Below are 11,179 nucleotides of genomic sequence, written 5' to 3' on the forward strand. Positions count from 1 at the left end.
ACGTCTGCGGTGGGGGCCTGAAGGGGAGGTGGCTCGACTCAGTGCGCCTGCTCCGCGGAGTCAGCCGCCCCGGCGGAACACGGACGAGCACGAAATCGACGAGCAGGCCCGGCCGGCTCCCCCGCCGTCCGACGTCAGGACAGGGGAACCGGCCGAGCGAGGGCATGGCGCCTTGTCACGCATGGCGCCGCACGCGTCAGTCCACGAACACCTCGGTTCGCATCGCCGGGGCCGACCCGGCGAGTTCGCCGCCGAAGTTGCCCTCGACCTCCGCCTTCTCCGCCGCGTTCGGATACGGATTCGTGCACGAAGTGCCCGCGGTGGAACCGGACATCAGGCTCGAGCACGGTCCGGGCTTGCGATCCGGCAGGCCGAGGATGTGCCCGAGTTCGTGCGCGGAGATGCGGATCGTGTCGTAGCCCTGGTCGACGGCCTGGCGCCCGATGTACACGGTCCCGTTGCCCAGGGTGGTGGGCAGGGCGCGCGGCCAGCCGTTGTCCGCGAGGACCCGTATGTTCGCTCGTTGCCCGGCTGCGACCGGCCGCAGCTCGACGGCGTCGACACTCTCGTTCCAGATGGCCGCGCCCCGATCGACGGCGCTCCTGAACTCCGCGGAGGCGCCGGCGTCGTAGGTCAGGACGCGGGCGGCCAGCGGGGCATCCGGCGCATGAGGGGCGGCGGCCGCGGCCTGGCCACCCGTCAGGGACACGGACACCAGACAGGCGGCGGCGAGACCGCCGGTCAGCATACGGACGTGCATGATCGACCTCCTTGTGGGGGAAAGGCAGTCGTGCTCATGACACTCATAAGCCCCATGCCCAGGAAGGTCACCACTGAATCCGTCAGCTCGGCCTCGCGGCGTCCGGCAGGGGCGGCAGCGCCGTCCCGTGGATCCACGCCTGCAGCAGTTCGTCCACCGGCTCGGTCGCGAAGCGCGCCACGTGCGAGGTGAAGGCCGCGGTCGTGACCGTGCCGCCCCGGTGCAGCTGCCCCCAGCCGCGCAGCATGCGGAAGAAGGCGATGTCGCCCAGCGCGCAGCGCACCGCGTGCAGCACGAGCCCGCCGCGTTCGTAGAGACGGTCGTCGAACATCGACTTGCGGCCCGGATCCGACAGTCGCAGATCCTGCGGCAACGACGACAGCACCCGGTGTGCGGCAGCGGCGAGTTGCTGCGTCGTACGCCCGCCCGAGCGCTCCGACCACAGCCACTCGGCGTACTTCGCGAACCCCTCGTTGAGCCAGATGTGCCGCCAGTCGGCGATGGACACGCTGTTGCCGAACCACTGGTGGGCCAGCTCGTGCGCCACCAGCCGCTCCGAACCCCGTGCTCCGTCCACATGGTTGGCGCCGAACAGCGACAGCCCCTGGGCCTCGACGGGCACGTCGAGCTCCTCCTCCGTCACCACGACCGCGTACTCGTCGAACGGGTACGGCCCGAACAGCTCCTGGAACACCTCCATCATCTGCGGCTGGCGTGCGAAGTCCCGCGAGAAGTCGCCCAGGAGATGCGCCGGAATGTGCCCGTGCTGCGGGACCCCGCCCGGACCGGGGTCGCCCAGCAGCACCGTCTGGTACTTGCCGATCACGAGGCCCACCAGGTAGCTGGACGTCGGCGCCGACTGCTCGTACACCCAGGTGGTGGTGCTCGCCTTCGTCGTCCGGGTCAGCAGACGTCCGCCCGCCACCACCGCGTACGCCGACGGCGTCGTGATCGAGAGCTGGTACGACGCCTTGTCGGCGGGCCGGTCGTTGCACGGGTACCACGACGGCGCCCCGATCGGCTGGCTGGCCACCAGCGCCCCGTCCTCCAGCTCCTCCCAGCCGAGCCCGCCCCAGGGGCTGTTCACCGGCTCGGGGTTGCCCGACCAGTGCACCTCGACCGTGAAGGGCGCCCCGGCGCGGACCGGCTTGGCCGGACGGAGGCGCAGTCTGCCGCCGCGGTGGGTGTAGTGCGGCTGGCGTCCGTCGACCCGTACCCGGCCGATCTTGTAGTCGGCCAGGTTCAGCACGAACTCGGTGAGCGGCGCCCGTCCCGCTATGGCGTTGATGCGGGCCGTCCCGGACAGCCGGTTCGGGCCCGGGCGGTAGTCCAGCGCGAGCTCGTAGCGGTGCACCCGGTACCGGTGATCGCCGTGCTCCGGAAAGTACGGGTCCGCGCCCGCCGCCTGCTGGACTGCCACTGCCGTCTGGTCTCCCTGCGCCGCGCTGCTGCCACTGCCTGCCGGTCCGTCGCCCTCCGGCTCCGAGTGGCCCGCGCTCAGGGGCGCCATGCCTCGATCGGGTTGCCGAGCCATCGGGTGTCGTCGGGGACGGACTCCGCGGCCATGACGAGCGACGCGGGACCCAGCGTCGTGCGGGCCCCGATCGTGCTGCCGGGCAGGACGATCCCGCCAGGGCCCAGCGTCGCGCCCTCACGGAGGACCACAGTATCCGTCCGCAAGATCCGGTCGTGGAAGAGGTGTGTCTGAAGGACGCAGCCCCGGTTCACGGTGACCGCGTCCTGGAGCGTCACCAGGTCGGTCTCGGGCAGCCAGTAGCTCTCCACCCACACGCCCCTGCCGATCCGTGCGCCCAGGCCCCGCAGCCATGCCGTCATCACCGGCGTACCCGGCACCGCGCCTGCCAGCCACGGCACGGCGAGCACCTCGACGAAGGTGTCCGCCAGCTCGTTGCGCCATACGAAGGAGGACCACAGCGGGTGCTCCCCGCTGCGGTGCCGCCCCACGAGCGCCCACTTGGCGATGATCGAGACGAGGGCCGCGCCCCCTCCGGCCGCGAGCAGCACCAGCCCGGACAGCAGCGGCGCCCAGGCCCCCAGCGCGCAGAGCGCGGCGATCGTCAGCACCGCCAGGCCCGCCGAGCAGAACACGGGCACGATCCGGCACAGCTCCACCAGTCCGCGGGCCCACAGCAGCCGGGCCGGCGGTTCGTACGTGCGGCTCCGGTCCCCGTCGGCGGCGGCGCGCGGCAGCTTGACCGGCGGCAGCCCCAGATAGGACGTGTGCTTCTTGGCCTTCTTCGGCGTCGCCGACAGCACGCCGACCAGCCCGCCGTCCGGCACGCTGCGTCCCGGCGCCGTCATGCCGGAGTTCCCGAGGAAGGCCCGCCGCCCGATCTCGGCCCGCCCGATCCGCATCCAGCCACCGCCGAGCTCGTACGGCGCGGTCAGGGTGTCGTCGGCCAGGAACGCGCCCTCGCCGACCGTCGTCAGACTGGGCAGGGCCAGCACCGTCGACACCTCGGCGCCGCGCCCGATCCGCATCCCGAGCAGCCGCAGCCACACCGGCGTGACCAACCCCGCGTACAGGGGGAACAGCGTCTCCCGCGACCGGTCCATCAGCTGCGTGACCGTCCACGCCTGCCACCCGACCCGGCTGTGCGTCGGGTGCGTCCCCTCCCGCAGGCCGAGGCTCAGAAGCCGTACGGCGACGAGGAGCAGCACCGCGTACGTCAGTCCGTAGATGAGCGTCGCCGGGACGACGGCCAGGGCGGCGCCCGTGAGGACCGAGCCCGGCGTGACGAAGGCCCGGGCCATGAGGAGCGCGGCCAGCCCTGCCGGCACCGGGAGGACGGTCAGCGCGAGGCCGGTGAGGCCGTACATCACGCTCCAGTACGTCCCGCGCCGCGGCCGTTCCTCGGGCCAGTTGCGCTTGGCCTTGCCCAGCTTGACGGCGGGCGCGCCCGCCCAGCGCTGACCGGTGGGGATCTGCCCCGTGACCGCGGAACCGGGCGCCACCTCGGCCCGCTTGCCCACCCGGGCACCGGGGAAGAGCACGCTGCGCGTGCCGACGACGGCGTGTGCGCCCACCTTGACCGTGCCGATCTCCAGCCGGTCGCCGTCCAGCCAGTAGCCGGAGAGGTCCACCTCGGACTCCACGGCCGCGCCCCGCCCCAGCTTGAGCATTCCGGTGACCGGGGGCAGCGAGTGCAGATCGGCTTCCGGGCCGATCTTGGCGCCCAGCGCCCGCGCGTACCGCTCCAGCCAGGAGCCGGTCAGCGAGGTCGCGCCGCTGAATTCGGCCAGCCGCTCGGCGGTCCACAGCCGCAGATGTACGCCGCCCCCGCGTGTGTACCGGCCGGGCTTCACGCCGCGGAGCAGCAGTCGCGCGCCACCGGCGGCCAGGGCGAGCCGCCCCGGCGGGCTGAACAGGGCGACGGCTGCGAGCGCGAGGAGCCACCAAGGGGCGGTGGGCAGCCAGGCGTAGGCGGGCAGCAGATTCCCGAGGGCGGCCAGTGCCACGGTCCAGCGCAGTCCTAGGAGGGTGAACAGCGGGACGAGGAGCAGCAGTTGGACGATCTGAGCGCGCCGCGGCACCGGGGTGACGGTGCGCCGGGCCTCGTCGTCCCGCGCCGACTTCTCCAGCCGCCGGGCCAGCTTGCGCAGTACGGGCTGCTGGTAGATGTCCAGCACGGCCGCGCCCGGGTAGCGGGTGCGCAGCCGGGTCGTCAGCCGGGCGGCGGACAGGCTGCCGCCGCCGATCGCGAAGAAGTCGTCAAAGGCGCTGGTGACGGGGATGCAGAGCACTTCGGTCCACTGCTCGGCGAGCCATGCCTCGGTGCCGTAGAGCTGTTCGGCCGGGCCGCCCGTCTCGAGGTCCTTCAGCGGCCAGGGCAGCGCGTTCCGGTCGACCTTGCCCGACGTGCGGGTCGGCAGTTCCTCGACCGGCGCGAGCAACGGCACCAGCGCGGCGGGCAGTCCGGCCCGCAGTTTCTCCACGGCAACGGCGTGGTCCCATCCGTCCTGGGTGACGACGTAGCCGACGAGGAGCTGATTGCCGCCGCGAGCGGTCCGCACGGCGGCCGCGGCTCCGGCGACCCCGGGCAGGCCCTGGAGGGCGGCATCGACCTCGCCGAGCTCGATCCGCCGCCCGCCGAGCTTGATCTGCTCGTCGGCACGTCCGAGGAAGACCAGTCCCTCGGGCTCCGCCTTGACGAGGTCGCCGCTGCGGTATGCCCGCTCCCACCCGAGGGACTCCAGGGGCGCGTACTTCTCCGTGTCCTTCTCGGCGTCGAGATACCGGGCCAGCCCGACCCCGCCGATCACCAGCTGTCCGCTGCCGCCCATCGGCACGGGCTCGCCGGCCTCGTCGACGACGGCCAGCTCCCAGCCGTCCAGGGGCAGTCCGATCCGGATCGGCTCCTGACCGCTCAGCAGAGAGGCGCAGGCGACGACGGTCGCCTCGGTGGGCCCGTACGTGTTCCAGACCTCGCGCCCCTCGGTCACCAGCCGCTGGGTCAGCTCGGGCGGGCAGGCCTCACCGCCGAAGATCAGCAGCCGTACGTCGTTGAGGGTCTCCGGCTCCCACAGGGCGGCGAGCGTGGGCACCGTCGACACGACGGTGATCTCCTGCTCGACCAGCCAGGGCCCGAGATCGGCTCCGCTCCGGACCTGCGCGCGCGGCACCGGCACCAGACAGGCCCCGTACCGCCACGCCAGCCACATCTCCTCGCAGGAGGCGTCGAACGCCACGGACAGTCCCGCCATGACGCGGTCTCCGGGGCCGATGGGCTCCTCGGTGAGGAACAGCGCGGCCTCGGCGTCCACGAACGCGGCGGCGCTGCGGTGGCTGACGGCGACGCCCTTGGGTTTCCCGGTGGAGCCGGACGTGAAGATGATCCAGGCGTCGTGCTCTATGCCGGGGCGTGCGGCGGGGGTCTCGCCGGCACCGTGCACGGTGATCTCGTGCCCGGCTCCGACGACGGCGCGTACGCCGGCCTCGCCGAACACCAACTCGGCCCGCTCGTCGGGGTCCTCGGCGTCGACGGGGACGTATGCGGCGCCGGCCGCGAGCACGGCGAGGATCGCGATGTAGAGCGCGTTGGTGCCGGACGGGACCCGGACCCCCACCCGGTCCCCGAGCCCGACCCCGGCGGAGCCGAGCCGCCGCCGCAGCCGCTCCACCTCCATGGCCAGCGCACGGTAGGTGAGACTGCTCGTGCCGTCGTCCAGGGCGGGCTCGTCCGGATGCGACCGCACGGACGCGTCGAAGACGTCGAGAAGCGTGCGGGGCGAGGCCGCCGGGCCTCCCGAGAAGCGTGCGCTGTCCCCGAACTGCTGGTGGATCTCCGCGCCGAGCTCCTCGCCGAGCAGGCCGAGAGCGTCGCTCTCCTGTATGGCTGCCATCCGGTCCTCGCGTCTTGATCCCGGATGCCTCCGGGGCGCTGGCGGGCCCGCAGGTGTGCCTGGGGTTGTCCGGATCCAGCTCCAGTAACAAACCGGAAATCTTAGTACGACGCTAGATTTGGGCGCTTCGGCACGCCAGTCGGAGTAGCCGTTCAGGGGTGGGGCGGAGCCGGCGACATTGATCCTGAGCTGGGGGTCTTCGGACGGACGAGACTTCCCCCACACCGATGATCAGGTCACCTCCGTCGGATGGCTGCTAGTAGTCGAGGTCCAGGTAGTCGATGTCGTTGATGGCCACGTCCGACAGATCCGTCGCACGGACCCCGCCGTCCTGGAAGTACACGTCCTTGAATCCGTCGGCGATGATCTGCCGCATCTCCTGGTCACCGGCCCCCGCCTCGCGCGCCTCGAACAGGCGGCGGGCGTGGTCCGGCGTGAGGTGCACCGTGAGGCGGCGGAAGCGGCCGTCGTCGGTCGTGCCGATCGGTGCGGTGTAGCCGAACCGGGCCCTCGTCTCCACGGTGATCCCACCCGTGGCGGCGGCTTGCTTGCGCCTGCGCTTGCGGACCTGCGGCTGCCAGCGGGACCGCACGGCCGTGTCGATCCTCTGCTGGATGTCCTTCGGAGGGTGTCTGCGCTCGCCCTTGCGGTAGCGCTCCACCGACCGCTGGCTCACTCCGAGTTCCGCCGCCACCGCCCGGGTCGTCTTGAGCTGCCGCATCAGGAAGTTGATCTGGCCCTTGAGGGTCTTGGGCGGCTCCCGGGTGAAGGCTTCCTGGTCGGCGCGCTCGATGGCGTCCTCGATCTCTCCCACGGCGTCCTACTCCCCTTCGTCCAGGACGGCGTCGCCGCCCTTGATGTGGCGGGCGGGGTTGTAGCCCTTCTCCAGCAGGTCGACGGCCCAGAGCATCTCCTGGACGCCTTCCAGTTTCGCCAGGCCCGGGCTGGGGCCGAGGCGGAAGCCGCCGGGCTGGGGCTTGCCGGAGGCCGCGTACGGCAGGAAGTCCAGGGGGCTGGGGCCGGGGCTGGGGTAGACGACGCAGTCGGACAGCACCGCGAGCGGGTACAGACCCGTCAGCTTCGCCATGTTCAGCAGTTTGCGGTGCATGTTGACCCGGGCCTTGGAGATGACGGCGGCGCGGATGTCGGGTCGCCAGGTCGGGCGTTCCAGAGCCGGCCACCGCTCCCCGTCCCGGTAGCGGCGGCCCTGGGGGCGCTCACGCAGTTTCCCGATGCCTCCCTTGACCGTGGCCTTGATCGCCGCGAGGACGGCGGCCAGGGCCGGGTCGGCGTCCTTGTGCCGCTCCATCGCCGTGAGGAAGGCGCGGTCGTCCAGGTCCCGGGTGACGCCGAGGTCGGCGAGGGTGTCGAGGTAGGCGGTCTTGAGCCGGTCGTGCCAAGGGTCCAGGTACGCGCCGGTCTCGCGCCGCAGGTACGCCTCCATCGGCTGGACGTTGTAGCCGAGTTCCTGGGCGTAGGCGACGGTGTGGGTCTGGTACCAGGCCGGGCCGTCGGGCCGTTCGCCGGTCGGTGTGAACGGGCTGGGCAGGCGCGGGTCCAGCTCCACGTGGGAGAGGTCCACCAGCCAGGAGCCGGGGATCTTCGGGTTGAACTGCGGGGCGCGGAAGTCACACGCCGCGCGGCGCCCGATGCCGGGCCCCCGGTCAGTCGGCTTCCGTCAGGGCCGCGTGCGCGGCGGCGAGGATCTCCTCGGAGAGCGGGGAGCCCTGGGTGGCCCGGGACAGGACCAGGGCACCGACCAGGGTGCACAGCCGGGCGAGGCCACCCTCGCCGCCCTCGCCGCCCCCGACGCCCCCGACGCCCCCGCCGTCCGCGACGGCCTCGGCGGGGGCGAGGAACGCGGCGAAGTCGGCCACGCCCTCCGCGTAGGTACGGCGCGCCTCGCGGCCTTCGGGTCCGCGCGCGATATCGATGGCGAGAGCCGCGACCGGGCAGCCGTCCGCCGCGTTGTCACGGTGTTCGACGGAGAGGTAGGCGTCGATCAGGGCCCGCTGAGCGGCATCCCGCTGCCCGTCGTGCCGCTCGAGCCCGGCCGCATTGCGCCGTGCGATCTCATCGAAGACGTGGGCGGTGACCTCATCGACGAGCGCTTCCTTGGAGGCGAACTGCTTGTAGAAGGCGCCGTGGGTGAGGCCGGCCGCCTTCATGAGATCGGCGACGCTGACGTGGGTGCCCTGCTCCCGGAACAGCCGCGACGCGGTGTCCACCACCCGCCTGCGATTTTCCTCCGCCTGCGCCTGCGATACGCGGCCCATGGCCACCTCCCGTTTGGATGTCGACTGGCATCTATCATAGCCCTGTGCTTAGATTGTGCTTGCAATCTAAATGACGCGGGTGCTCCGACGGCACCTGCGAAGGACAGGAACGAGCATGGAACTCAAGAACGCGGTCGCGGTGGTCACCGGCGCCAACCGGGGCCTCGGGCGGCACCTGGCCGCCCAGCTCGTGGAGCATGGCGCCAAGGTCTACGCGGCGGCCCGCCGTCCCGAGACGGTCGACCTGCCGGGCGTCCGCCCACTGCGCCTCGACGTGACGGACCAGGAGTCGATACGGGAGGCCGCCCGCATCGCGTCGGACGCGACGCTTCTGATCAACAACGCGGGCGTCTCCACCGGCGCGACGCTGGTCGGCGGCGACCTGGACGAGGTACGTCGCGAGATGGAGACCAACTTCTTCGGCCCGCTCGTCGCCACACGGGCCTTCGCTCCCGTCATCGAGGGCAACGGCGGCGGCGCCGTACTCAACGTCCTGTCCGCCCTGTCCTGGTTCCACCCGGCAGGCCTCGGCTCCTACGCGGCTTCCAAGGCCGCCGCCTGGGCGCTGAGCGACGCGAGTCGCGAGGAACTGGCGCCCCGCGGGATCACCGTCTCGGCGCTGCACGTCGGCTACATGGACACCGACATGGCCGCCAGCGTGCCCGCCGATCAGAAGGTCGCCGCCGCCGACGTCGCGGCCCAGGCCCTGCGCGGCATCGAGACCGGCCTGCCCGAGATCCTCGCCGACGAGACCAGCAGGTACGTCAAGCAGAGCCTGTCCGCGGCGCCCCAGCCGAACGCGGGCTGACGCTCACCCCCTCCACCACGGCACGACGGCCTTCCAGGCCCCCTTACGCAAGGACTTCTCATGCGTTACACGGCCTTCGGCCGCAAGACCGGACTGCGCGTCTGCGAGTACGCGCTCGGCACCGCGAACTTCGGCACCGGCTGGGGCGCAGGCGCCGAGCCGACGAGGCCCGCCGCATCTTCGACCGGTTCGCCGAGGCCGGCGGCACCTTCCTCGACAGCGCCGACAGCTACCTCGCAGCCCTCGACGTCCAGCTGACCGACGAGCAGTACGCGCGCCTCGACAAGGTCAGCGCCGTGCCGCTCGGCGTACCGCACGAGGGCATCGCGGGCTCGCTGGGGCACCTCCAGGGCGGCGACGCGAGCAGCGTCATCACCCCGGTCGTGCCGGTGGCCTGAGCCCGGAAACACGGCCGACGCAGAACTCTCCGCGCAGGCACTGGCCACTGCCGTGCCGACGCGGAGCGCGCGGACTAGAAGAACACCACAAACCGTCTCGTCCCGAGACAAGCCCCTCACGGACAGAACACCCCTCCCGCTTGGACGGGAGACCACACGAACGGAGATGACGATGAAGGCCTTCACGGTCGAGAAGTACGGTGACGCGTCCAACATGCGTGCCGCCGAGATACCCGACCCCCAGGTGGGCGCCGACGACGTCCTGGTCAGGATCCACGCGGCGAGTGTCAACCCACTGGACATGAAGATCCGCGACGGTGACCTCAAGCAGATCCTGCCCTACCGTCTCCCGCTCGTCCTGGGCAACGACCTCGCCGGGACCGTCGTCCGCGTCGGATCGTCCGTCACCCGCTTCGCGGTGGGCGACGAGGTCTACGCGCGGCCCGACAAGGACCGCATCGGCACCTTCGCCGAACTCCTCGCCGTCCACCAGGACGACCTGGCGCCCAAGCCCGCCACGCTCACCATGACCGAGGCCGCCTCCCTCCCTCTGGTCGCGCTGACCGCCTGGCAGGCCCTGGTCGAGCGGGCGAACGTCCAGCCGGGCCAGAAGGTCCTCATCCACGCGGGCGCCGGCGGCCTCGGATCCATCACCATCCAACTGGCCAAGGCACTGGGCGCGCACGTGGCCGCCACCGCGAGCACCGCCAAGATCGACCTCGTCAAGGACCTCGGCGCGGACGAGGTCATCGACTACCGCACCCAGGACTTCTCCGAACTCCTCACCGGCTACGACCTCGTCCTGGACTCCCTCGGCGGCGAGAACCTCGCCAAGTCCCTGCGCATCCTCAAGCCCGGCGGCCTGGCCATCTCCGTCGCGGGCCCGCCCGACCCGGCCACCGCCCGCGAACTCGGCTCGAACCTGGTGCTCCGCCTGGGCATCGCCGCGCTCAGCGCCAAGACCCGGCGCCAGGCCAAGCGTCTCGGTGTCACGTACTCCTTCCTGTTCATGAAGGCCAGCGGCGACCAGCTGCGCGAACTCACCCCCCTCATCGACGCCGGGAAGATCCGCCCCGTCGTCGACCAGGTCTTCCCCTTCGACGAGACCCTTCAGGCCATGGAGTACGTCGAGAAAGGCCGCGCAAAAGCCGGCAAGGTCGTCGTCTCCATGACGTGAACCCAGGGCAACGGCCCTGCCGGACGCCGAGAACGCCGCTCGCCACAGCGAGAAGAACCCGCCCCACGCTCCTTTCTCCCACACCAGGACCCGATCACGAACGCACCCGTCCAGCTCCCCCACGCCCACCCCGTCGTCGTACAAGAACGCGCCGACCCGCGCCGTGTCCGTGCACGGCGTGGACGTCGCCTACCGGCAGCACGGTCCGGACGACAACTTGCCTGCGAAGAGTGCGGATCACGTCAGGAACGATGCGAATTCGGCGACAGGGGTCTGTACGGTGAGCGGTGTAACTCCCGAGCTGGAAGCGACAGTTGATGACTGACGTGACGAGTGACACCGAGGCCGGGAAGGCCGCTGTGAGTGGCGCCGTGGACGACGGGCTGGTCGCCGAGT

The 11,179-nt window shown here is 71.6% G+C and carries 8 protein-coding genes and 1 pseudogene; 3 read left to right on the plus strand and 6 right to left on the minus strand.

Annotated elements, in window-relative coordinates; genetic code table 11:
* Positions 1-196: 196 nt before the first annotated feature.
* The 6 genes and pseudogenes from G3I77_RS38655 to G3I77_RS38680 form a co-directional block, all read right to left on the minus strand.
* Positions 197-760, minus strand: a complete 564-nt coding sequence (locus tag G3I77_RS38655; protein WP_248511701.1) for a snapalysin family zinc-dependent metalloprotease — start codon at positions 758-760, stop codon at positions 197-199.
* An 82-nt stretch (positions 761-842) separates the two neighbouring features.
* Positions 843-2,180 carry a M1 family metallopeptidase gene (locus G3I77_RS38660; RefSeq protein WP_248511702.1) on the minus strand — a complete coding sequence of 446 codons (1,338 nt, stop codon included), beginning with the start codon at positions 2,178-2,180 and terminating at the stop codon, positions 843-845.
* Positions 2,181-2,257: 77 nt separating this feature from the next.
* A complete protein-coding gene (locus G3I77_RS38665) occupies positions 2,258-6,124 on the minus strand; it encodes a Pls/PosA family non-ribosomal peptide synthetase (protein WP_248511703.1) in 3,867 nt (1,288 codons plus the stop codon).
* Between the two features lie 256 nt (positions 6,125-6,380).
* A complete protein-coding gene (locus G3I77_RS38670) occupies positions 6,381-6,938 on the minus strand; it encodes an XRE family transcriptional regulator (RefSeq protein WP_248511704.1) in 558 nt (185 codons plus the stop codon).
* 6 nt (positions 6,939-6,944) lie between these two features.
* Positions 6,945-7,754, minus strand: a pseudogene (locus G3I77_RS38675) (transcriptional regulator); the annotation flags it as partial.
* Positions 7,755-7,788: 34 nt separating this feature from the next.
* On the minus strand, positions 7,789-8,400 hold the full coding sequence (locus G3I77_RS38680) for a TetR/AcrR family transcriptional regulator (protein WP_248511705.1): 612 nt from the start codon (positions 8,398-8,400) through the stop codon (positions 7,789-7,791).
* 115 nt (positions 8,401-8,515) lie between these two features.
* Between G3I77_RS38680 and G3I77_RS38685 the strand changes: the two genes are divergently transcribed.
* From G3I77_RS38685 to G3I77_RS38695, 3 genes are all read left to right on the plus strand, one after another.
* Entirely contained in the window at positions 8,516-9,208 is a 693-nt protein-coding gene (locus G3I77_RS38685; protein ID WP_248511707.1) for an SDR family oxidoreductase, read from the plus strand.
* 60 nt (positions 9,209-9,268) lie between these two features.
* Positions 9,269-9,466, plus strand: coding sequence for a hypothetical protein (locus G3I77_RS38690; RefSeq protein ID WP_248511709.1), 198 nt, complete (start codon positions 9,269-9,271; stop codon positions 9,464-9,466).
* Between the two features lie 312 nt (positions 9,467-9,778).
* Positions 9,779-10,783, plus strand: a complete 1,005-nt coding sequence (locus tag G3I77_RS38695) for an NADP-dependent oxidoreductase (RefSeq protein ID WP_248511711.1) — start codon at positions 9,779-9,781, stop codon at positions 10,781-10,783.
* The last annotated feature ends 396 nt before the right edge of the window (positions 10,784-11,179 follow it).

This window comes from Streptomyces sp. D2-8 (genome assembly GCF_023184515.1).
Classification (GTDB): Bacteria; Actinomycetota; Actinomycetes; order Streptomycetales; family Streptomycetaceae; genus Streptomyces.

Coding starts and splice junctions, on each gene's coding strand:
- G3I77_RS38655 (WP_248511701.1), bottom strand. CDS start 760: ATGCACGTCCGTATGCTGACCGGCGGTCTCGCCGCCGCCTGTCTGGTG.
- G3I77_RS38665 (WP_248511703.1), bottom strand. CDS start 6,124: ATGGCAGCCATACAGGAGAGCGACGCTCTCGGCCTGCTCGGCGAGGAG.
- G3I77_RS38680 (WP_248511705.1), bottom strand. CDS start 8,400: ATGGGCCGCGTATCGCAGGCGCAGGCGGAGGAAAATCGCAGGCGGGTG.
- G3I77_RS38685 (WP_248511707.1), top strand. CDS start 8,516: ATGGAACTCAAGAACGCGGTCGCGGTGGTCACCGGCGCCAACCGGGGC.
- G3I77_RS38690 (WP_248511709.1), top strand. CDS start 9,269: ATGCGTTACACGGCCTTCGGCCGCAAGACCGGACTGCGCGTCTGCGAG.
- G3I77_RS38695 (WP_248511711.1), top strand. CDS start 9,779: ATGAAGGCCTTCACGGTCGAGAAGTACGGTGACGCGTCCAACATGCGT.